Origin of the sequence: Caulobacter sp. CCUG 60055, assembly GCF_022750545.1 — a bacterium.
Classification (GTDB): Bacteria; Pseudomonadota; Alphaproteobacteria; order Caulobacterales; family Caulobacteraceae; genus PUIC01.
Genome location: NZ_PUIC01000005.1, coordinates 111,627 through 133,868, shown reverse-complemented (window position 1 = coordinate 133,868; position 22,242 = coordinate 111,627). Strand labels below are relative to the sequence as shown.

The following is a 22,242-nucleotide window of genomic DNA, read 5'->3' as shown; positions in this document are numbered from 1 at the left end:
ATTTCTCGGCGGGGAGAGGAACAGGAAATGCGTTCGCGCTACGCGCAGGACGCCGCCGGCGCGACCGCGCCGGGGCGTCCTGTCGATGTCGGCGGCGTCAGCGGGCCGGAGCCGGTTTGCGCCAGCGTTGCTGCGGCCGGCCGTCGGCCCCGAGGGACCAGCCGCCGATCAGGCGGGGGGAGCCTTCGGGCGCGCGGCCGCCTTTGACCGCGACGAGGGGAACCTCGCGGCGCGGCGCGGAGAAGAAGACGCCGACGTCGGCGTGCATGGGGAAGAAGACGGCCATGGGAGCCTCCTCTTGGCTTCAGCGGTTATGCTCAAGCCCGGGAGGTCCGGCCGCGCGCGGTCAGCGCCGAGGCGCCATTCCGCGGGCGATCACGAACCGATCCCGAGCGACGAACCGGCCGGACGAGTTGGCGACAGATGACGACGAGCGCCTACTGTCTCCCTCGACGGTCGGTGTGCTAGATCGCGGGTTCATGTGATCCCTTGGTCTGGTTGGACGAAGACCGGCGTCCTTGGGGGCGTCGGCCATGCGGATGTTCGGCCCGACTGGGCTTCGCATCCGGCATAAGGTGCGATATACCCAGGGGGGTTATATTATCAAGAGGGCCAGTCGAAAAAAATGAGTCACGTCGCGAAGGAGAAGGCCAAGCTCCTGAACCGGCTCAAGCGCATCCGCGGCCAGATCGAGGCGATCGAGCGGGCCGTGGAAGGCGACAAGGAGTGCGTGCGGGTCCTGCAGCAGGCGACGTCCTGCCGGGGGGCCATGGACGGCTTCATCGCCGAGGTGATCGAGGATCACATCCGCGAGCACATGGTCGATCCGAACGCCGGCCAGGGAGACCCCCGCCGCCAGGCGGCGGAGGAGCTGGTCGACATCGTCCACGCCTATCTGACCTGATCGTCGTCCCGAGGGCGGCCGGTCAGCGGGCCGGCGGCGGGCCGACCGAGGCGCGCTCCACCAGGGCGAACTCCAGCAGCTTGGCGCGCGGCGCGTCCTCCGAGGCGACGGCGCCGAAGCCGGCGATCAGCAGATCGACCGCCGCCTCGGCCATCTCGCGGACCGGCTGGCGCACGGTGGTCAGCGGCGGCCAGGACGACCGCGCGCCGTAGGTGTCGTCGAAGCCTGCCACCGAAAGGTCGCGCGGGACCGACAGGCCGCGCTTGGCGGCGGCGGCCAGGGCGCCGAACGCCATCTCGTCGTTGGCGGCGAAGATCGCCGTGGGCGGCTCGGCCAGGTCGAGCAGCCGGTCGGCCGCCTCGAAGCCCGAATGCGACAGGAACATCCCGCGCTCCAGCCACTCGGGACGGGCCTCGCCGCCCAGCGCGGCCAGCGCGGCCGCCCAGCCCTCGCGCCGCCGGCGGGCGCTGGAATGGATGTCGGGCCCGCCGATGAAGGCGATGCGGCGGTGCCCGTGGCCCCAGAGCAGCCGCGTCATCTCGAAGGCGGCGCGATGGTCGTCCATTCCGGCGTAGGGCGAGCGGCCGAAGGCGCCGTCCGGGGCGACGCGGGCGTAGGGCAGGCCCGCGGCCTCCAGGTCGTCCAGCACCGCCGGGTCGTCGGCGGCGGGCGGGGCCAGGATGACGCCGTCGACGCGGATGTCGGCGAACAGGCGCGACAACGGCGCCGCCGCGCCGTCGTCCTCGTCGCCGACCTGCTCGACCACGAGGTGGTAGCCGGCCCGCCGGCAGGCGGCCATCGCCCCGAACTGGAACTCCAGGCCGTAGGCGGTCGCCACCTTCTGGAAGGCGAGGCCGATCAGGTACGACCGCGCCCCCGCCAGCGAGCGCGCGGAGACGTTGGGCCGATAGCCGAGCTGGCCGATCACCGCCTCGACGCGGGCCCGGGTCTCGGCGCCGACGCCGGTTTCGCGGTTGAGCACGCGCGAGACCGTCTTGATGGAGACGCCGGCGGCGCGGGCGATGTGGGTGATGGTGACGTCGGGCACGGGACTCCACGGGCGAACCAGCCCCGCGGCAACCTAGTCCGGCCCGGCCGTCCCGTCATCCGGCTTTCGCGGCTAGCGGCTCGCCTTGTCCCCGGCCCGGTAGAAGATCGGATAGAGCGGGTCGGCGCTGTCGTGTGGCAGGTCGGCCTTCTGGCGGGCCACCGCCTCCATCGAGGACGGCAGCTCGAAGGGCAGGCGGCCCTCGGCCCTGGCCTTGCCGGTCAGGGCGTCGAGCACGGCCTGGTCGCTGGCCCCGAAGTCGGCGACCAGCATGGCCGCGCGGCCGCGCAGGCCGGTCAGGATGGCCGGGCGGTCGAGATAGACCACGGCCGCCGTCGGGGTCTTGGCGGCGACGGCCTTGAAGGCTTCGTAGTCCGGGTCGCCGTCCTTGAAGTCGAGGTCGCCCTCGTGCAGCCAGCGGCCGAAGAAGTGCCCCGGGTGCAGCAGCTGGTGCGGCGCGCTGAGCCGAACCAGCGCCACCTCGGCCTTGGCCGGATCGTCGACCACCGTCAGGCCCCGCGCCCGGGCGACCTGGGCGTCGACCCCGCGCAGATAGACCCGCTTGCCGGCCAGCGGCGCCGGGCCCAGCCGGTTCTCCAGCACGGTCAGCGCCCGGCTCTGGGCTTCCAGCCCGGCGGCCTTGAAGTCCGCCCGGCCGACCGTGCGGGCGGCCGCCTCGGGATCGACATAGGGATTCTCGAACAGGCCCTGGGCGAACTTCTGCTCCATGATCCGGCGGACGGAGTCGTCGAGCCGGGCGGCGGGGACCTTGCCCTCGCGCACGGCCGCCAGCAGCGGGGCGGGATCGTCGACCCCGCCGAACTGGTCGAGCCCGGCGACGACGCCTTTGGCGAAGCGGTCGACGACCGAGGCGTCCTCGACGCCCCAGGGCATGCCGATGTCCTGGGGGCGCTGCTCCGGCTTGCCGGTGCGGCAGCGTTCGTTGCAGTCGTTGGTGATCGCCCAGTCCGACAGGATCACGCCCTCGAAGCCGTAGCGGCCGCGCAGCAGGCCGGTCAGCATCTGGCGGCTGAAGCCGGCGGCGACGGGTTCCAGCGGCGCCCCGTCGACGCTCACGCCTTCGATGATGTCGTAGGTCGGCATGACGCCGGCGACCTTGGCGGCGAAGGCGCCCTCGAAGGGCTTGAGGTGATAGGCGAAGGCCCCGCCCGGAAAGGCGGCGTAGCGGCCGTAATAGGTGTGGCCGTCGAAACCGTCCCGCGAAGCGCCGTAGCCGGCCCAGTGCTTGACCACGGTCAGCACGCTGTCCTTGCCGATCCCGCCGCCGCCGTTCTGGAAGCCTTCGATATAGGCCTGGACCAGCTTGCCGGCGAGGTCGGCGTCCTCGCCGAAGGTGCCGCTGACGCGGGGCCAGCGCGGCTCGGTGGCGAGGTCGGCCTGCGGCGACAGCGCCTCGTGGATGCCGACGGCGCGGTATTCGCGGCGGGCGATGTCGCCGAAGCGGCGGGTCAGCGCCGGATCGCCGATCGCCGCCAGGCCGGTGGGGTCGGGCCAGATCGAGAAGCCGGCGGCGTCGACGCCGACGCCGACCATGTGCTGGATGTGGTTGCGCGGGTCGGTGCTCAGCGTCAGCGGCACGCCGAGGCGCGTGGCCTCGGCTATGGCCTGCAGGGCGTTGTTCTGCTCGGCGAACTGGGCCGGCGGCGCGCTCAGCCGGGTGATCATGCTGTTGACGCCGCGGCCGCCGATCGCCGCGGTCGCGGCGGCGGCGTCATACGCCGAGCCCATGCCCAACGGGTTGCCCACGGCCGGCGCGGTGCCGTGCATCATCGCCCCGGCCTTCTCCTCCAGCGTCATGCGCGCGGTCAGGTCGCGGGCGCGGGCCTGGGGCGTCAGCCGCCAGTCCTCGTAGGGGTCGAGCTTGCCGTTGCGGTCGAGGTCCTTGAAGCGCAGTCCGTCGACGACGATCACCGGCGCGCTGCGGACGCCCAGCTCGGGCTGGGCGGCGGATTGGGCGCAGGCGGCCGTCGCGGTCGCGGCCAGGGCGGCGGACAGAAGGCTGGCGGCGGTCTTGCGCATGCTCTCGAACTCCGGGGCGGACGATAGGTGGGCGAACCCAAAAAGGTGTCCGGCGCGAACCTGCCGCGCCGGACAATCGAGGGTTCGGGAGGCGCGCCCTAGAAGCGCGCCGAGAACTGCACGCCGTAGAGGCGCGGCGGGGCGTAGCTGCCGGTGCCGCCGAAGCGGTTGGCGGTCTGGGCGTCGGGGCTGGCCTGGATCAGCACGGCCTTGTCCTCGAGGTTGCGGCCGTAGGCCATCACGCTCCAGCGCCGCGACGGCGAGTCGTAGGTCAGCATGATGTCGGTCTTGGTGTAGGCCCCCTGAGCCGTGACCCCGAAGTTGTGGTAGTCGAGGTTCTTGGAGCTTTCGTAGTGGGTCTGGACGCGGCCGGTCAGGCGGCCGTCCCCCGGCAGGGTCCAGGCGTGCTGGTAGCCGAGGCTGAAGGTCCATTCCGGCGACTTGGCCAGGGGCAGGCCCGAATAGTCGGCGCGGCCGGGATTGAAGGCGTCGCCGGTCGGCAGCACGAAGTTGTCGTAGCGGGCGTGCAGGTAGGAGAAGGCCCCGTCGATGCGGTCGGCGTCGGTGAGCACGGCCGATCCCTCGAACTCGGCCCCGTACAGGGTGGCCTTGGGGGCGTTGACCGTCACGTTCGACGGCTGGCCGGCGACCACGCCCAGGGCCGAGACCTGGAAGTCCTTGTAGTCGTAGTAGAAGACCGAGATGTTGGCCTGCACCCGGTTGTTGAAGAAGCGGTTCTTGATCCCGGCCTCGTAGGCGGTCAGGTGCTCGGGATCGTACTTGTTGTTGGCGGGCGGCTGGCCGTCGCCGTAGCCGCCGGCCTTATAGCCCGTGGCCGTGTCGGCGTAGAACAGCGAGGTCGGCGTCAGGTCGTACTCGACGCCCAGCTTGTAGTTGGTCGCGTTCCAGGTGAAGTCGGCGACGTTGGCGTAGAGCAGGCAGCCCGGGATCGGCGCGAACAGCGAGCCGTTGAGGCCGCCGGGCAGGGGGCAGACCCCGTTCGAGGGCAGGTTGACATAGGTGCCGCCGGTGCGGCCCTTCTCGTCCTGGGTGTAGCGCAGGCCGGCGGTCACGCGCAGGCGGTCGGTGACGCTGTAGGTGCCCTGGGCGAACGCCGCCTTGGATTCGGCGAAGGTGTTGGGCTGGATGAAGGCCACCGCCGGCGAGGCGTTGAAGAAGACGTCATTGTCTTCCTTGAAGTAGTAGAGCCCGGCCACCCACTTCAGGCGGCCGCGGTCGTCGCCCAGGCGCAGTTCGTGCGACTGCTGCTCCTCGCGCGAGCGGAAGATCAGGTTCAGGCATCCGACCGCGGTGGTCGGCTCGCAGCGGCCGGCGGGCTGGACGGCGCCGACCGGATAGCCCCGGCCCTGGCCGGCGACGGTGTCGACGTCGTCGTCGCGGATCGCGCCCAGATAGGTGAGCGTGGCGAAGGGCAGACGCCAGTCGACCTGGGCGGCGAAACCGTAGTTCTTCTGGTCGTTGGAGCCGCGCTTCGATATCGGGAAGGTGTAGGGATCGCCGCCCTGGGCGTATTGGCCGAGCGGCGCGGAAGCCGGTCCCGCCCCCTTGTTCTGGAAGTAGTCGGCGCTGAGCAGGATCGACAGGTCCTCGGTCGGCTTGATCAGCACGTGCAGCCGTCCGGCGGCGGCGTCCTCGTCGTTGTAGTTGTTGTTGAGGCCGCTGGTGTAGCCGTCGCGCTTCTCGGTCTGGAAGGCGCCCCGGATCGCCACCTTGTCCGACAGGGGGGCGTTGAGCACGCCCGACGCGCGCACCAGCGAGAAATTGCCCAGCTCCAGCTGGCCCGACGCCTCGAACGTGTCGGTCGGCTTCTTGGTGATGAGGTTGAAGCTGCCGGCGGTGGCGTTGCGTCCGTACAGCGTGCCCTGAGGACCGCGCAGGATCTCGGTGCGGTCGAGGTCGAAGAACAGGCCGGCCGCCGAGCGGGGACGGGCCATGTAGACGCCGTCGACGTTGAAGGCCACGGCGGGGTCGCCGACCTCGGTGTTGTTGGTGCTGCCGATGCCGCGCACGCTGATCTCGACCGAGCCGCCGGTCGAGCCGACCTGGATGCCGGGCACCACGGTGGTCAGGTCGGTGACGGTGCGCACGCCCTGTTCCTGGAGCTGGTTGGCCGACAGGGCGGTGATGGCCAGCGCGGTGCGCTGCGAGGTCTCGGCCCGCCGCTGGGCGGTGACGACCACTTCCTCCAGTTGGACGCCGACCCCTTTGCCGGCGGGCGCCGCGTCGGCCGCCTGGGCGGAGGCCTGGGCCGAGAACGCAAGGACGCATGCGGCGGCGCCGCACGAAAGCAGGGCCTGATGGCTCTTCATGGATGTCTCCCCAGCGGGACCGTCTACGCCGCGGTCCTCTGATCCTGATGCTAGGAAGCAAAAGACAACGTTGTCAATCGATTTTGACAGCGTTGTCTTTTTGGCTGCGCGCGCTCGCCGCCGTTCCCCGCGCGGCTTGGGAAGCCATCGGCGGAGAAGATTTGAGACAGCGTTGTCGTATTGATTGACAACGTTGTCTTTCGGTCTCTAGCGTTAGGCGAGATCGAATGGTCCATCGCCATCGGGAGGAGTTTAAGGTGTCGTTGCAGAATATCCGTCGTCGCGCCCTGTCGGGTCTGTCGCTGCTGGCCATGGCGGCGGCCGTCCTGCCGCAGCCGGCGCCGGCTGCGCCCGCGAAGGCGGCCGAGGCCCGTCCGTGGCTCAACCCGAAGCTTTCGGCGGACGAGCGCGCCGACCTAGCCCTCAAGGCGATGAGCCTGGACGAACAGCTGTTGCTGGTGCGCGGCTTCTTCGGCGCCAGCCTGCCGGGCGCGCCGCCGCCCCTCAACAGCCCGCCGCCGCCGGAGGCCCTGGGCTCGGCCGGCTATATACCGGGCATTCCCCGCCTGGGCATTCCGGCCCTGCAGGAATCCGACGCCGGGCTGGGGGTCGCCAACGGCGGGGCCATGCGGCCCGGCGACGTGGCCACCCCGCTGCCGTCGGGCCTGGCCACGGCTTCGAGCTGGAACCCGGAGATCGCCCACGCGGGCGGCGCGATGATCGGCGGCGAGGCCCACGCCAAGGGCTTCAACGTCCTCCTGGCCGGCGGCGTCAACCTGGCGCGCGATCCGCGCAACGGCCGCAACTTCGAATACGCCGGCGAGGACCCGCTGCTGGCCGGCGTGATGGTCGGCGAGGCCATCCGCGGCGTCCAGAGCCGCAACGTCATCTCGACCGCCAAGCATTACGCGGTCAACGACCAGGAAACCGGCCGCAGCGTGCTCAACGCGGTGATCCCCGAAAAGGTCATGCGCGAGACCGATCTGCTGGCCTTCCAGCTGGCCATCGAGCGCGGCGACCCCGGCTCGATCATGTGCAGCTACAACCGCGTCAACGGCGACTACGCCTGCGAGAACGACTACCTGCTGAACAAGACGCTGAAGCGCGACTGGGGCTATCGCGGCTGGGTGATGACCGACTGGGGCGGCGCCCACAGCACGGTCAAGGCGGCCCTGGCCGGCCTCGACCAGGATTCGGCCCACACCTTCGACCGGGCCTCGCCCTACGGCAATCCGTTCCAGGCCGGGGCGGCCGACTATTTCGGCGCGCCGCTGAAGGCCGCCGTCGAGAAGGGCGAGGTGCCGGCCTCGCGGGTCCGCGACATGGCCAAGCGCGTGCTGCGGACCATGTTCGACAAGGGCGTGATCGATCACCCGGCCGCCAAGGCGTCGATCGACTACGAAGCCAACGCCGCCGTGGCCCGCCGCGCGGCCCAGGAGGGCGTGGTGCTGCTGAAGAACCAGGCCGGCCTGCTGCCCCTGGCCAAGAGCGCGCCGACCATCGCGGTGATCGGCGGTCACGCCGACGTCGGCGTGCTGTCGGGCGGCGGCTCGTCCCAGGTCGCGCCGGTCGGCGGCGCGGCCCTGACCCTGCCGCCGACGCCCGGGCCGGGGGCGATCTTCGCTCAGATGGTGTTCCATCCGTCCTCGCCGCTGAAGGCGATCAAGGCGGCCGCGCCGGGGTCGCAGGTGCGTTTCGCCGACGGCGCCGACGCCCAGGCCGCCGCCGCCCTGGCGCGGTCCTCCGACGTGGTGGTGGTGTTCGCCACCCAGTGGCAGACCGAGGCCCAGGACGTTCCCAACCTGTCGCTGCCGAACGGCCAGGACGCGCTGATCGAGGCGGTGGCCGCCGCCAATCCGCGCACGGTGGTGGTGCTGGAGACCGGCAACCCGGTGCTGATGCCCTGGCTCGACAAGGTCGGGGCGGTGCTGGAGGCGTGGTATCCCGGCGCGCGCGGCGGCGAGGCCATAGCCGACGTGCTGTTCGGCGAGGTCAATCCGTCGGGCAAGCTGCCGATCACCTTCCCGCGCAGCGAGGCCCAGCTTCCGCGTCCCAAGCTGCCCGGCCTCGACATGCCCATGGGCTTCCTGGGCGTCGAACAACCGTTCGACGTGGAATATCCGGAAGGCGCGGCGATCGGCTACAAGTGGTTCGAAAGCCGCGGCCAGAGCCCGCTGTTCCCGTTCGGCTACGGCCTGTCCTACACGCGCTTCTCCTATGGCGGGCTCAAGGTCGAGGGCGGTCCGTCGCTGACGGTCAGCTTCGACGTGACCAACGCCGGAAGCCGCCAGGGCAAGGAGATCGCCCAGGTCTACGCGACGCCGCCGGGAACCGGGGGCCTTCGCCGGCTGATCGGCTGGGGCAAGGTCGACCTCAAGCCGGGCGAGACCCGCCGCGTCGTGGTCAAGGCCGATCCGCGCCTGCTGGCCGAATTCGATCCGGCGGCGGGCGGCTGGCGGATCGAGGGCGGCGGCTATGCGGTCGCGGTCGGCGGCGACTCGGCCAGCGTCGCTCTCAAGGGCGAGGCGGTGGTCAAGGCGGCCAAGCTGAAGCCTTAGGCGGCGCAACAACGACGACGACAGGCCGGGACAGCCGGCCGCTGGGGAGAGCGACCGAGATGAGGACTGGGATATGCGCGCTCGCCGCGCTGGCGGCCCTGGCGGCCGGTTCGGCGCACGCCGCCGGGCCCGCCGCCGGCCAGGCGAGGATCGACGGCGGCCGGGTGGCCGGCGCGGTCGAGGACGGGGTGGCGGCCTTCAAGGGCATACCCTTCGCCGCGCCGCCGACGGGGGATCTGCGCTGGCGCCCGCCAGGGCCGGTCAAGCCGTGGACGGGCGTGCTGCAGGCGACCCAGTACGGCCACGACTGCATGCAGAAGCCGTTTCCCAGCGACGCCGCGCCGCTGGGGACCGAGCCGAGCGAGGACTGCCTGGTGCTGAACGTCTGGCGGCCGGCGGCGGCCTCCAAGGCCAAGCGGCCGGTGATGGTGTGGATCTACGGCGGCGGCTTCGTCAACGGCGGCTCGTCGCCGGCGGTCTATGACGGCTCGGCCTTCGCCCGGAACGGGGTGGTGTTCGTCAGCTTCAACTACCGCCTCGGCCGGTTCGGGTTCTTCGGCCACCCGGCCCTGACCCGCGAAAGCCCCGGCGGCCAGCTCGGCAACTATGGCTTCATGGACCAGATCGCCGCCCTCAAATGGGTCCGGCGCAACATCGCGGCCTTCGGCGGCGATCCCGACAACGTCACCGTGTTCGGCGAGTCGGCCGGCGGCTTCTCCGTCCACACCCTGATGACCTCGCCGGAGGCCAAGGGGCTGTTCAAGAAGGCGGTGGTCGAATCCGGCGGCGGCCGCGAGAACATCACTCCGAACCGGCGGCTGTCGGGCTCGGCGCCGGGCGGCCCGCCCTCGGCCGAGACCGTCGGGCTGGCCTTCGCCAAGGGCGTCGGGATCGCCGGCGAGGACGCCGCCGCCCTGGCGGCCCTGCGCGCCCTGCCGGCCGACAAGGTGGTCGACGGCCTGAACCTGATGACCATGTTCTCGCCGACCTACGCCGGGCCGATGATCGACGGCCGCATCGTGGTCGACGAGCCGGCGACGCTGTACCGGGCGGGCAAGTTCGCCAAGGTCCCGATCATCGTCGGCGCCAACAGCATGGACATCGGCTTCTCCCAGGCCAAGACGGTGGACGAGGCCCTGGCCCCGTTCGGCGCCGGGCGTCAGGCCGAGGCCCGCGCCGCCTACGACCCGGCCGGCTCGGGCGACGTCGCCGCGGTCGGCTTCAAGGTCGCGGCCGACCGCATGATGGTCGAGCCGGCCCGCTTCGTGGCCAAGACCCTGTCGGCCCAGGGCGCGCCGGCCTACGAGTATCGGTTCTCCTATGTCGCCGAATCCATGCGCAAGGAGTGGCCGGGGGCGCCGCACGCCAGCGAGATCCCGTTCGTGTTCGACACGGTCAAGGCCCGCTACGGCAAGGACCTGACCGCCGCCGACGCGGCCATGGCCCGCACGGTCAACGCCTACTGGGTCTCCTTCGCCAAGACCGGCGACCCGAACGGCGCCGGCCGGCCGGTCTGGCCGCGCTATGACGCCCAGGACCGGCTGATGGACTTCGCCGCCGGCGGGCCCGAGGCCAAGGCCGACCCGCTGAAGGTCCGCATGGACCTGACCGAGGCCGCCGCCGACGCGGCGCGGAAATAACGAGGACGACGAGGGGGATCAGGCCGCCGGCCTGATCTCCACCGTCTCGACCCGGCGCGCCTTCATCGACAGGATGGTGAAGACGAAACCGGCCGCCGCAATGCGGTCGCCGGCCTCGGGCAGGCGGCCCAGCCGCCACAGCAGGAACCCGGCCAGGGTGGTGTAGTCGCCGTCGTCGCCGGTCAGGTCGAGGTCGAGGGCCTGGCCCAGGCGGCGGATGTCGATCTGGCCGTCGACCTGCCAGCCGCCGTCCGGCAGCGCCCGGAACAGGGTGTCCTCGTCGCCCTCGTCGTGGAACTCGCCGGCGATGGCCTCGAAGATGTCGGTGGGCGTGACGACGCCCTCCAGCGAGCCGAACTCGTCGACCACCACCACCAGCTGCACCGGCGCGCGGCGCAGCGGCTCCATCAGCCGCAGGACGTTCAGGGTCTCGGGGGCCAGGACCGGCGGCCGGGCCGACCGCTCCAGGTCGATGCGGCCTTTCTCGATCAGGTCGCGCATGACGTCCTTGGCCAGGGCCACGCCGAGCAGCTCGTCGAGGCCGCGCCGGCCGATGGGGAAGCGCGAGCGGCCGGAGGTCAGGATCACCCGCCGGGTCTCCTCCTCCGGGGCGTCGACGTCGAGCCACACCACGTCCGGGCGCGGCGTCATGATCGAGCGGACGGTGCGCTCGCCCAGCGTCATCACCCCCTGGATCATCGCCCGCTCGTCCGAGCCGAACACCCCAGGGGCGCCGGTGGGCGCGATCGCGGCGATCTCGCCGCCGCCGCCAGGCGCGCCGCCGAGCAGGCGCAGCACCGCCAGGGCGGTGCGGTCGCGCAGGTCCATGCCGGTGAAGCGTTTCGAATGGGTGCGGCGCACCAGCTGGTTATAGGCCTCGACCGCCACGGCGAAGGCGATGGCCGCGTAGAGGTAGCCCTTGGGAATGTGGAAGCCCAGGCCGTCGGCCAGCACGCTGAAGCCGATCATCAGCAGGAAGCCGAGGCACAGCACCACCACCGTCTCGTGCGCGTTGACGAAGCGGGTGAGCGGCTTGCTGGCGACGATCATCAGGCCGACCGCGATGATCACCGCGATCATCATCACCGCCAGATGGTCGACCATGCCGACGGCGGTGATCACCGAGTCGAGCGAGAACACCGCGTCCAGGACGATGATCTGCACGACGATCTGCCAGAAGCGGCCGTAGGCCGGCGTCGCCGAGGCCGCGCCCGCGCCCTCCAGCCGCTCGTGCAGCTCCATGGTGGCCTTGAAGATCAGGAACAGGCCGCCGAGGATCAGGATGATCCCCCGTCCGGAAATCTCGAACGGGCCGACCGCGAACAGCGGCCGGGTCAGGGTGACGATCCACGACATCCCGGCCAGCAGGGCCAGGCGCATGACCAGGGCCAGCACCAGGCCGGTGACCCGCGCGCGGTCGCGCTGGGCCGGCGGCAGCCGGTCGGCGAGGATGGCGACGAAGATCAGATTGTCGATCCCGAGAACGATCTCCAGGACCACGAGTGCGCCGAGCCCGATCCACGCGGTCGGGTCCGCAATCCACTCCATGTTCAACCGCTCTGACGAGTAGCGGCGGATTGACGCCCGCCCGACGATGTCCACCGTTTTACGGGATTTCGGGCGTGACGCCACCTGCTCGCGTTTCACGCCGCGAGGGCGGGGCGGGCCGGGGTGCGCTGAGATGTCGCGCGGGGAGGCGCGGTCGCCGTTTTCCAAGGCGGGCCTGCCGTCGAAACGATCACGGCGCGAAAGCCGCGGTTAGCTGCGCTCGCCTTCGATTGACAAGAATATGACGGCGTTCTCCGATCGGAACAGGGAGCGACCCGTGTGGGGCAGGGGGATGTCTTGACGGCTGGGGCGTCAGAGCCGCTCGGCACGCTGGAGACTGCGCTGGCGCACGCCGTCCGCCTGTCTTCAGCGAACCCTTTGCTCGCGGCCGCCCAGGCTCGCGAGATCCTCAAGGTCGCGCCCGGCCATCCCGAGGCCCTGCGCCTGCTCGGCGCGGCCCTGCGCGGCCAGGGCGACCTGGGCGCCGCGCGGGAGGTGCTGGAGCCGCTGGCGGCCGCCCATCCGCGCTTCGCCGCCGCTCATCTGGAGGTCGGGCTGGTTCACGCCGCCGCCGGGAGACGGCGGGCGGCCTTCGACGCCACGGCCCGGGCGACGGCTCTGGCGCCGCTGCATGACGCGTGGCGTCGGCTGGGCGACCAGCTGGCCCTGGCCGGCGATCACGCCGGGGCGGACGAGGCCTACGCCCGCCACGTCAACGCCCAGGTCAAGGACCCACGGCTGCTGGAGGCGGCGGCGGCCTTGAACGACGGGCGCCTGGCGGCGGCCGAGCGGATGCTGCGCGACCACCTCAAGGCTTCGCCCACCGACGTCGCCGCCATCCGCATGCTGGCCGAGATCGGCACGCGGCTGGGGCGCTACGAGGACGCCGAGAACCTGCTGGCCCGCTGCCTGGAGCTGGCGCCCAGCTTCGCGCCGGCGCGCCGCAACTACGCCGTGGCGCTCTACCGGCAGACCAAGGCCGAGGCGGCGCTGGTCCAGATCGACATGCTGCTCGCCGACGATCCGCGCGATCCCGGCCTGCGCAACCTCAAGGCCGCCGCCCTCGGCCGCGTCGGCGACTACGAGCAGGCGATCGCCTGCTACGAGGCGCTGCTGCGCGACCATCCCGTCCAGCCCAAGGCGTGGATGAGCCTGGGCCATGCGCTCAAGACCGTCGGCCGCCGCGCCGACAGCGTCGCCGCCTATCGCAAGGCCCAGGAACAGGCGCCGGCCCTGGGCGAGGCCTATTGGAGCCTGGCCAACCTCAAGACCTTCCGGTTCGACCAGGCCGACGTGGCGGCGATGCGCGCCCAGCTTGGCCGGCCGGACCTCGCCGACGAGGACCGCCTCCACCTGCGCTTCGCCCTCGGCAAGGCGCTGGAGGACGCCGGGGCGGACGAGGAGGCGTTCCAGCAGTATCTGGCCGGCAACGCCCTGCGCCGGGCTAGCTTGGAATACGATCCCGACGAGACGGCCGGCCACGTGCGGCGGTGCCGCGCGACCTTCACGGCCGGCTTCTTCGCCGCGCGCGAGGGCGGCGGCTGCCAGGCGCCCGATCCGATCTTCATCGTCGGCCTGCCGCGCGCCGGCTCGACCCTGGTCGAGCAGATCCTGTCGAGCCATTCCCAGGTCGAGGGCACGATGGAGCTGCCGGACATTCCCGCCCTGGCCCGCCGGCTGGACGGCAGGAGCCGCCGCGACGAGGCGTCGTCCTATGTCGAGGCGGTGGCGGCGCTCGACGGCGAGGCCCTGCGCGAGATGGGCGAGGCCTATCTGGAAAGCACCCGCGTGCAGCGGCGGCTGGGCCGGCCGTTCTTCATCGACAAGATGCCGAACAACTTCGCCCATGTCGGCCTGATCCGCCTGATCCTGCCGCGGGCCAGGATCATCGACGTGCGCCGCCACCCGCTGGGCTGCGGCTTTTCGGGATTCAAACAGCACTTCGCCCGCGGCCAGGCCTTCACCTACGACCTGACCGACCTCGGCCGCTACTACGCCGACTATGTGGCGCTGATGGCCCATTTCGACGCGGCGCTGCCGGGCTGCGTGCACCGGGTGATCTACGAGGCGCTGGTCGACGACCTGGAGGGCGAGGTCCGGCGGCTGCTCGACTATTGCGGCCTGCCATTCGAGCCGGCCTGCCTGGCCTTCCACGACAACGACCGGGCGGTGCGGACGGCCAGCTCCGAGCAGGTCCGCCGGCCGCTGTTCGCCGAGGGGGTGGACCACTGGCGGCGGTTCGAACCGTGGCTCGGCCCGCTGAAGGCGGCGCTGGGTCCGGTGCTGGAGGCCTATCCCGCCGCGCCGGGGGAGGACTGAACGGTTCGCGCGCCGGACGGCCACGGCCGGCGTCGCCATGGGGGAGTGCAGTGCGAGTAGCAGCGTAGTCTGGACAGGGGTGAAACCAGAACAAGCCGTCGGGCCGGTCGGTTTCTCAGCGGGGAGTCGGATATGCGTCTTGTAAAGAATGGCGTTCTATCGGGCGGGCGCGGCGCGGGGTGGGCGATATTGCTCGCCACGACCGCCTTGGCGGGGGCCCACAGCGCCCTGGCGGCCGAGGCCAACGGTCCGACCACCTTGCAGGAGGTCATCGTCACCGCCCAGAAGCGCGAGGAGAACCTGCAGAGCGTGCCGGTGAGCATCCAGGCGCTCGGCTCCCAGAAGCTGGAGCAGCTGCACGTCAACGGCTTCAACGACTACGTCAAGTTCCTGCCCAGCGTGGCGTTCCAGAGCGTCAGCCCCGGCTTCGCCCATGTCTACATGCGCGGCGTCGCCAGCGGCGGCGACGGCAACCACTCCGGCTCGCTGCCCAGCGTCGGGGTCTATCTGGACGAACAGCCGGTCACCACCATCGACGGGGTGCTGGACGTCCACATCTACGACATCGCCCGGGTGGAGGCCCTGGCCGGGCCGCAGGGCACCCTCTACGGCGCCAGCTCCGAGGCCGGCACCATCCGCATCATCACCAACCAGCCCAGCACGGCGGGCTTCAGCGCGGCCTACGACCTGACGGCCAATCAGGTCGACCACGGCGGGCCGGGCTACGTCGCCGAGGGCTACGTCAACATCCCCCTGTCGGAGCGGGCCGCGATCCGGCTGGTCGGCTGGGACGAGCACGACGGGGGCTATATCGACAACGTCCACGCCACCCGCACCTACCCGACCTCGGGCGTGACCATCGACAACGCGCCCTTCGTCAAGAGCAACTACAACACCATCGACACCCAGGGCGCGCGGGCGGCGCTGAAGATCAACCTCGACGACAACTGGACGGTCACCCCGACCCTGATGGGCCAGCGCCAGCGCAGCCGCGGCGTGTTCGGCTACGATCCCAAGTTCGGCGACCTCAAGGTCGCCCACTTCTACCCCGACAACGCCAAGGAGAGCTGGTACCAGGCCGCCCTGGCCGTGGAAGGCAAGATCAGCGACTTCAACCTAGTCTACGCCGGCGCCTACATGGACCGGCGGGTGAAGACCCAGTCGGACTACACCGACTACTCGTTCTTCTACGACACCCTGTTCGGCTCGGGGGCCTACGTCACCGACAACGCCGGCCGGCCGGTCGATCCTTCGCAGCACATCGACGCCAAGGACCACTTCACCAAGCAGAGCCACGAACTGCGCATCTCCTCGCCCAAGGAGGACCGGCTGCGCTTCGTGGCCGGGCTGTTCTACCAGAAGCAGACCCACTTCATCGAGCAGCGCTACAAGATCGACGCCCTCGGCTCCAACTTCTGGGTGACCGGCTGGCCCCAGACCCTGTGGCTGACCGAGCAGCAACGCGAGGACGAGGACTACGCCGTCTTCGGCGAGGCCTCCTACGACCTGACGCCCAGGCTGACCGTGACGGCCGGAGTGCGGGCCTACGATTCCAAGAACTCGCTCAAGGGCTTCTACGGCTTCAGCGCCAATTTCAGCTCCAAGACCGGCGAGGCCAAGTGCTTTGCGCCGGTCTCGGTGGGGGCGGGGCCCTGCACCAACCTCGACAAGTCGGTCGAGGCCGACGGGACGACCTACAAGATCAACGCCACCTACCGCCTGGACGAGCGCAAGCTGATCTACGGCACGGTCTCCACCGGCTTCCGGCCCGGCGGCGTCAACCGCAACGGCGACCTGCCGCCGTATCAGCCCGACTACCTGACCAATTACGAGATCGGCTGGAAGACCTCGTGGCTGGAGAACAGCCTGAGGTTCAACGGCGCGGTGTTCTACGAGGACTGGAAGGACTTCCAGTTCTCGTTCCTGGGGCCGAACTCGCTGACCATCATCCGCAACGCCGGCCAGGCGCGGGTGATCGGCGTCGAAAGCGACATCGCCTGGCAGGCGACGCGGGGGCTGACCCTCACCGGCTCGGGCTCGTACACCGACGCCGAGCTGACCCAGAACTACTGCCGCAATCCCGACCCGGTCACCGGCGGGTTGATCACCAACTGTCCCAACCCCGCCGCCCCGTCGGGGACCGAGCTGCCGGTCACGCCCAAGGTCAAGGTCAACGGCACCGCGCGCTACGTCGCCGACCTGGGGCCCTATCGCACCCACCTGCAGGCCTCGGTCCTCTATCAGGGCTCGAGCTGGGCCGACCTGCGCAGCCCCGAGCGCGACATCCTCGGACGGCTGCGGGCCTTCACCACGGTCGATCTCGCCGCCGGGGTCGAGCGCGACAACTGGTCGGTGGAGTTCACCATCGAGAACGCCTTCGACGAGCGCGGCGACATCTATCGCTACTCGGAATGCACGCCGACGGTCTGCGCCAACCCCTATATCGTGCCGACCAAGCCGCGGCTGTTCGCGGTCAAGTTCGGCCAGAAGTTCTGAGGCTGCGAAGGCCCCCGCTCGCCCGGCGGGCGGGGGTCAATGGCCGAACGAGGCGATCATCATCCAGATGCAGAAGCCGCCGGCGACCATGGCCATGGCCTGGGCGAGGCCGCGCAGCCGGGGGCTCTCGATCGCCCCCGAGAACCGCACCAGCGACATGGCGCACAGGATGTAGACGGTCAGCACCAGCAGGACCGCCAGGTTGATCAGCACGTTGAACTGCCGGATCAGGGTCGGCGACAGGGTGACGAAGGCGGCGACGGTCATCAGCACCGCCGTCAGCAGGATGTCGCGCACCGGCTTGCGGTCGGCGCGGACCTCGGACAGCGCCTTGGGCAGGTAGCCGCTGGCCGCGCCGGCCCGGCCCGCCTCGGCCGTGCACAGCACCCAGCCGCCCAGGGTGCCCAGCGTCTTGGCCAGGGCGCAGGCGGCGACGATGGCCCCGGCGGCCGGGCCGGCGACATGGGCGACCACCTCGGCGAACGGCGCGCTCGACTTGGCCAGCGCCTGCGCCGGTATCACCCCCATCACCGCGGCGGTGGCCAGGGTGTAGACCAGGGCGGCGAGGCAGACCCCGCCGATGGCGGCGATCGGCACGTTGCGCTTGGGGTTGTCGACCGCCGCCGCCGCCACGGTGGCGCTCTCCAGGCCCATGAACGCCCAGAAGATCAGCACCAGCGAGCCGGGAACAGCCTTGGCCAGGGGGTGGCCGCTGACGTTCCACGAGGCGGCGAATACCTGCGGGTCGAAGCGGGCGAAGCCCAGGACGATGGCGGCGACGATGGGGATCAGGCCGATGACCAGGGTCGAGGCGCTGATGCGCACCACCAGCTTGGCGCCGACCAGGTTGGCGATGACCAGGGCCCAGATCACGCCCAGGGTGGCGATCAGGGTCGGGATCGGGCCGATGATCTGGGGCAGGAACACTTCCAGATAACCGACCGCGGCGATGGCGATGGCGACGTTGCCGACCCAGGCCGAGATCCAGTAGGCGCCCCAGGAGACGAAGCCGAAGAACGGGTGCAGGGCGTCGGCCGGATAGCGCACCAGGCCGTCGTCGGACGGGCGGATGACGCCCAGGGTGGCGAACACCCCGGCGATGAGCAGGGCGCCGACCGAGGCGATCACCCAGCCGACCAGGCTGGCGCTGCCTATGGCGGCGAGGGAGGCGGGCAGCAGGAACAGGCCCGAGCCGATCATGTTGCCGGCGACCAGGAACATGGCGGAGATCGGACCCAGGCCGCGCGTGCGATTGAGCGTCCCGTTCGCCTCCGACAGCGCCTGGCTCATGCCGTTCTCAATCTCCCTCGGCGGGCGTCCCGCACGATCTCGCGGGCGGCGTTGTGGCCGGGGGCCCCGGTGACGCCGCCGCCGGGATGGGTCCCGGCCCCGCATTGATAGAGCCCTTGCACCGGTGTGCGATAGTCCCCCGCGCCGAGAACCGGCCGGGCCGAGAACATCTGATCCAGGCTGAGATTGCCGTGCATGATGTCGCCGTTGGTCAGGCCGAAGGTGCGTTCCAGGTCGAGGGGCGACAGGATCTGGCGGCCGAGCACCGAGGCCTTGAAGCCCGGCGCATAGGCGTCGACCGTGGCGATCATCAGGTCGGCGACCTCGTCGCGATGGTCGTCCCAGGAGCGGCCGCCGGACAGTTGCGGGGCGACGTGCTGGCAGAACAGGCTGGCCACATGCTTGCCCGCCGGCGCCAGGCTGTCGTCCAGGGTCGAGGGGATCAGCATCTCGACGATCGGCTGCCTGGACCAGCCGTGCTCGCGCGCGTCGGTGAACGCCTTTTCCATATAGGCCAGGCTGGGGGCGACGATGATCCCGGCGGTCAGATGGTCGCCAGCCTCGGGTAGGCAGGTGAAACGCGGAAGCTCGGACAGGGCGACGTTCATGCGGAAGGTGCCCGAGCCCGAGCGGTAGCGGCGGATGCGCTCGCCGAAGTCGGCCGGCGTCGCCGCTTGATCGACCAGCTTGCCGAACAGCAGCTTGGGATTGAGGTTGGAGACCACGGCGCGGGCGCGCAGGGTCTCGCCGGCCTCGGTGACGACGCCGGCGGCGCGGCCCTTTTCGACCAGCACCTCGGCCACGGCGGCGTCGGTGCGGATGACGACGCCGCGCTCGCGGCAGCAGGCGGCCATGGCCTGGGTGATCGCGCCCATGCCTCCGACCGCGTGGCCCCAGGCCCCCTTCTTGCCGTTCACCTCGCCGAACACGTGGTGCAGCAGCACATAGGCCGAGCCCGGCGTGTAGGGGCTGGCGTAGTTGCCGACCACGCCGTCGAAGCCGTAGACCGCCTTGATCGGTTCGCTCTCGAACCAGCAGTCCAGCCAGTCGCCGGCCGACTGCGAGAACAGGGCCAGAAGGTCGCGCTTGGCGGTCAGGTTCAGCCGCGACAGACGCCGGCCCAGGCTGGCGCTTTTCAGCAGTTCGGGAATGGCCTGCGCCCAGCCGCCCTCGACCAGGTTCGGCGGCGTCTCCAGCACCAGTTCGCGCAGCACGTCGGCGATCATGTCCAGGCGCGCGCCATAGGCGTCGAGCTGTTCGGCGTCGCGGGCCGAGAACTTGGCGACCTCGGCCCTGGTGCGGCCCTCGCCGACGCCGAGATAGCGGCCGTCGGGTAGCGGCAGGAAGTTCGACATCCTCCGCTCGACGATCTTCAGGCCGTGGCGGTGCAGGTCGAGGTCGGCGATGACCTTGGGATTCAAGAGCGAGACGGTGTAGCTGGCGACGGAGTTGCGGAAGCCGGGATGGAATTCCTCGGTCACCGCCGCGCCGCCGACCACGCCGCGCCGCTCCAGCACCGTGACCTTCAGGCCCGCCGCCGCCAGATAGGCGGCGCAGGTCAGGCCGTTGTGGCCGCCGCCGATGACGATGATGTCGGTGGTGTCAGCCATGTCAGGCGGCCTTTCTGGGCGGATGGTCGAGCCCGGCTTCGGGGATGGCGGCCTTGAGGCGCCGGGCGAAGGCGGCCAGGCACGTCTCGTCCGGCGACAGCGGCCCGCTGACATAGCTGGACGAGGCCATGCCGTCCTGCACCCGCTGGATCAGCACGGTGTCCTCGGCGTTGACCTGGCGGTTGATGCGCCAGTTGAGATAGCGCGCGACCCTGGCCTCGCGGCGGGCGTCGGGCCGCACATAGGAGATTTCGCGGATCAGGGTCCGGGTCGGCGACACCGGCACGAACTGCATGAAGTCGATCTGGTCCGGATAGACGTCGAAGGCCATGTTCGGCCACAGCTTGTAATAGGCCCACAGCCGCCGGCGATCGGGCGGCAGGTGGTCGAAGGCCGGCAACAGGCCCTGGTACATCCGCTCGACCCAGTTGGCCGACGGCGTCTCGCCGACCACGCCCCACAGCCTGTCGACCCACTCGCCGGCCTCCATGGCGTAGGTCGGGCCGAACAGGCGGGTCAGGCCGGGATGGGCCACGGGGATGTGCATGGCGTCGGCGTAGTTGTCGGCGACGTTCTTCCAGTTCACCGGCCGGGGCCGCAGGGTGACGCGGCCGAGGGGGCGCATCGCCTCGAAGCCGTAGGGTGCGAGTTCGGCCGCATAGGGGGCCATCATCTCGGCGACGCTGGGCAGGCCGGGGGCGAACCGGACGAAGACGAACCCCAGCCAGATTTCCTGTTCGACCGGCGCGAGGCCGTGGCTTTGCAGATCGAGGGCCTCGAACCCCTGCCAGGGCGGCGTGCGGACCAGCGATCCGTCCAGGCCGTAGCTCCAGGCGTGATAGGGGCAGACCAGCCGCCGGCCGCAATTGCCGCTGTCGCCGTCGGCCAGCCGGGCGGCGCGGTGGCGGCAGGCGTTGTGGAAGCTGCGCACCTCGCCGTCGCCGCCGCGCAGGACCAGCACCTGTTCGCCGAGGAAATCCAGGGTGTGGTAGTCGCCGGGCTCGGGCACGTCGTTGACGTGGCAGACCACCTGCCAACCCGTGCGGAAGATCGTCTCCCGCTCGCGCTCGAAGAAGCCGGGGTCGGTGTAGATCCAGGCGGGGAGGCTGCGCTCCAGCGGCTCGCTCATCGGGGAACCTGCGTGACGACGGATGTTGCTATACAGTCGTATAGCAACGGGCGGCTGGCAAGCGCGATCAGCCGCGAGCCCCGCCGCGGGCCATATAGGCGGCGGTCCAGTCGCGGGCGGCGGCCAGGGCCTCGGCCGGCGTGAAGGCGGCGGGGTCGAGGCACAGCTCCAGCCACAGGCCGTCGAGCATGGCCGACAGCCCCAAGGCCCCGGCGCGGACGTCGCACGGGGCGCCCCGCGCGGCGGCGCAGGCGGCCAGCAGCGTCTCGATCCGGCGGCGATAGGCGGCGTAGGTCTCGGCGTGCACCGCCGCCGCGCCGGGGTCGCTGTGCACCAGACCCCAGAAGCCCAGCCAGGCGGCCAGCAGGTCGCGGTCGACGATGTCGGGCTCGAAGCTGGCGCAGAGGAAGGCGTCCAGGCGGCGGTCCGCGTCGTCGCCGGCGGCGGCTATGGCGGCGTCGATGCCGAGGTCGATGCGCGCGACCACGTGGCGGTAAGCCTCGGCCAGCAGGGCGCCGAAGCTGCCGAAATGGTGGCGGATGAGGCCGGGCGACACGCCGGCGCGGGCGGCGACGTCGCGCACCGAGGCCGCGCCGAGGCCCCGCGCCGCCAGACTGGCCCGCGCCGCGTCGATCAGCTCCCGCCGTCGGACCTCGGCCAGTTCTCGCGAGAATTGCGGCGCCTTGGCCAAGTCCGGCGTTCCTCCCCGGCGTTGCGAAGCCGCGTCCTTGCTAGCGTGCTCTCCGCCCGTCCGCCAGGGCGGGATGAAACCGCCGCGCCGCCTTCACGTTTCCGACACGGGTCTGCGGCAAAGCTGCGGCCCCGTGGTCACGTCCATCCAGGGAGAGGCGAACAATGATCCGTAAGGCGCATGCGGTCTGGCGAGGCGCCGGCCGCGACGGGAACGGCGACCTGACCACCGATTCCGGGGTGCTGGCCTCGACGCCCTATTCGTTCAAGACCCGCTTCGAGAACGAGAAGGGGACCAATCCCGAGGAGCTGATCGCGGCGGCCCACGCCGGCTGTTTCACCATGGCCCTGGCCTTCCAGCTCCAGGCCGCCGGCTTCACGGCGGAGGAGCTGTCCACCGAGGCCGCCGTCAGCCTCGATCCGGACGGGCAGGGCTTCAAGATCAGCCGCTCGGCCCTGACCCTGACCGGCAAGGTTCCCGGCATCGACGCCGTCCAATTCGAGGAGCTGGCCCGCGCCGCCGAGAAGAACTGCCCGGTGTCCAAGGCGCTCAACGCCGAGATCACCCTGGCCCTGACCCTGTTGTAGAGGCCGCCCAGGTCGATCGGATGAAGGCTTCGCATGCGGAAAGGGCTCGTGG

General features: G+C 70.8%; 15 protein-coding genes. 6 read left to right on the top strand and 9 right to left on the bottom strand.

Features of this window, described 5'->3' with window-relative positions:
• Positions 1-97: 97 nt before the first annotated feature.
• Positions 98-286, bottom strand: coding sequence for a hypothetical protein (locus C5708_RS09505; protein ID WP_242920374.1), 189 nt, complete (start codon positions 284-286; stop codon positions 98-100).
• Positions 287-625: 339 nt separating this feature from the next.
• Here C5708_RS09505 and C5708_RS09500 point away from each other — a divergent pair, with 339 nt between their 5' ends.
• Complete coding sequence (locus tag C5708_RS09500) at positions 626-904, top strand: metal/formaldehyde-sensitive transcriptional repressor (RefSeq protein WP_242920372.1); 279 nt, start codon at positions 626-628, stop codon at positions 902-904.
• 22 nt (positions 905-926) lie between these two features.
• Here C5708_RS09500 and C5708_RS09495 read toward each other — a convergent pair whose 3' ends face one another.
• The 3 genes from C5708_RS09495 to C5708_RS09485 all read right to left on the bottom strand — a co-directional run bounded on the left by C5708_RS09495 (position 927) and on the right by C5708_RS09485 (position 6,322).
• Positions 927-1,952, bottom strand: coding sequence for a LacI family DNA-binding transcriptional regulator (locus tag C5708_RS09495; RefSeq protein WP_242920370.1), 1,026 nt, complete (start codon positions 1,950-1,952; stop codon positions 927-929).
• Positions 1,953-2,024: 72 nt separating this feature from the next.
• Positions 2,025-3,992, bottom strand: a complete 1,968-nt coding sequence (locus tag C5708_RS09490; RefSeq protein ID WP_242920368.1) for a glycoside hydrolase family 3 N-terminal domain-containing protein — start codon at positions 3,990-3,992, stop codon at positions 2,025-2,027.
• 98 nt (positions 3,993-4,090) lie between these two features.
• Complete coding sequence (locus C5708_RS09485; RefSeq protein WP_242920367.1) at positions 4,091-6,322, bottom strand: TonB-dependent receptor; 2,232 nt, start codon at positions 6,320-6,322, stop codon at positions 4,091-4,093.
• Between the two features lie 257 nt (positions 6,323-6,579).
• On the opposite strand from C5708_RS09485, the gene C5708_RS09480 reads away from it, so the two are divergent.
• Positions 6,580-8,880 (top strand): beta-glucosidase, encoded by a 2,301-nt coding sequence (locus C5708_RS09480; protein ID WP_347567011.1) that lies wholly within the window; start codon positions 6,580-6,582, stop codon positions 8,878-8,880.
• Between the two features lie 59 nt (positions 8,881-8,939).
• Complete coding sequence (locus C5708_RS09475; protein WP_242920365.1) at positions 8,940-10,520, top strand: carboxylesterase family protein; 1,581 nt, start codon at positions 8,940-8,942, stop codon at positions 10,518-10,520.
• Positions 10,521-10,538: 18 nt separating this feature from the next.
• Here the strand turns inward: C5708_RS09475 and C5708_RS09470 are convergent, their stop codons facing one another.
• On the bottom strand, positions 10,539-12,068 hold the full coding sequence (locus C5708_RS09470; RefSeq protein WP_242920363.1) for a TerC family protein: 1,530 nt from the start codon (positions 12,066-12,068) through the stop codon (positions 10,539-10,541).
• 297 nt (positions 12,069-12,365) lie between these two features.
• On the opposite strand from C5708_RS09470, the gene C5708_RS09465 reads away from it, so the two are divergent.
• Together C5708_RS09465 and C5708_RS09460 are read left to right on the top strand one after the other, a co-directional pair.
• Entirely contained in the window at positions 12,366-14,387 is a 2,022-nt protein-coding gene (locus C5708_RS09465) for a sulfotransferase (RefSeq protein WP_242920361.1), read from the top strand.
• Positions 14,388-14,576: 189 nt separating this feature from the next.
• Positions 14,577-16,883, top strand: a complete 2,307-nt coding sequence (locus C5708_RS09460; protein WP_347567010.1) for a TonB-dependent receptor — start codon at positions 14,577-14,579, stop codon at positions 16,881-16,883.
• A gap of 36 nt (positions 16,884-16,919) precedes the next feature.
• On the opposite strand, the gene C5708_RS09455 is transcribed toward C5708_RS09460, so the two are convergent.
• The 4 genes from C5708_RS09455 to C5708_RS09440 all read right to left on the bottom strand — a co-directional run bounded on the left by C5708_RS09455 (position 16,920) and on the right by C5708_RS09440 (position 21,603).
• A complete protein-coding gene (locus tag C5708_RS09455) occupies positions 16,920-18,173 on the bottom strand; it encodes an amino acid permease (RefSeq protein ID WP_242920357.1) in 1,254 nt (417 codons plus the stop codon).
• The gene (locus tag C5708_RS09450) at positions 18,170-19,783 is read right to left on the bottom strand and encodes an NAD(P)/FAD-dependent oxidoreductase (RefSeq protein ID WP_242920355.1); all 1,614 of its coding nucleotides are present in this window, start codon (positions 19,781-19,783) and stop codon (positions 18,170-18,172) included. Before C5708_RS09450 ends, C5708_RS09455 begins: the two co-directional genes overlap by 4 nt.
• A 1-nt stretch (position 19,784) precedes the next feature.
• Positions 19,785-20,912 (bottom strand): aromatic ring-hydroxylating dioxygenase subunit alpha, encoded by a 1,128-nt coding sequence (locus tag C5708_RS09445; protein WP_242920353.1) that lies wholly within the window; start codon positions 20,910-20,912, stop codon positions 19,785-19,787.
• A gap of 67 nt (positions 20,913-20,979) precedes the next feature.
• On the bottom strand, positions 20,980-21,603 hold the full coding sequence (locus C5708_RS09440; protein ID WP_242920351.1) for a TetR family transcriptional regulator C-terminal domain-containing protein: 624 nt from the start codon (positions 21,601-21,603) through the stop codon (positions 20,980-20,982).
• A gap of 164 nt (positions 21,604-21,767) precedes the next feature.
• Between C5708_RS09440 and C5708_RS09435 the strand changes: the two genes are divergently transcribed.
• Positions 21,768-22,190: an OsmC family protein gene (locus C5708_RS09435; protein ID WP_242920349.1), complete on the top strand. Its 423-nt coding sequence runs from the start codon at positions 21,768-21,770 to the stop codon at positions 22,188-22,190.
• Positions 22,191-22,242 lie beyond the last annotated feature (52 nt).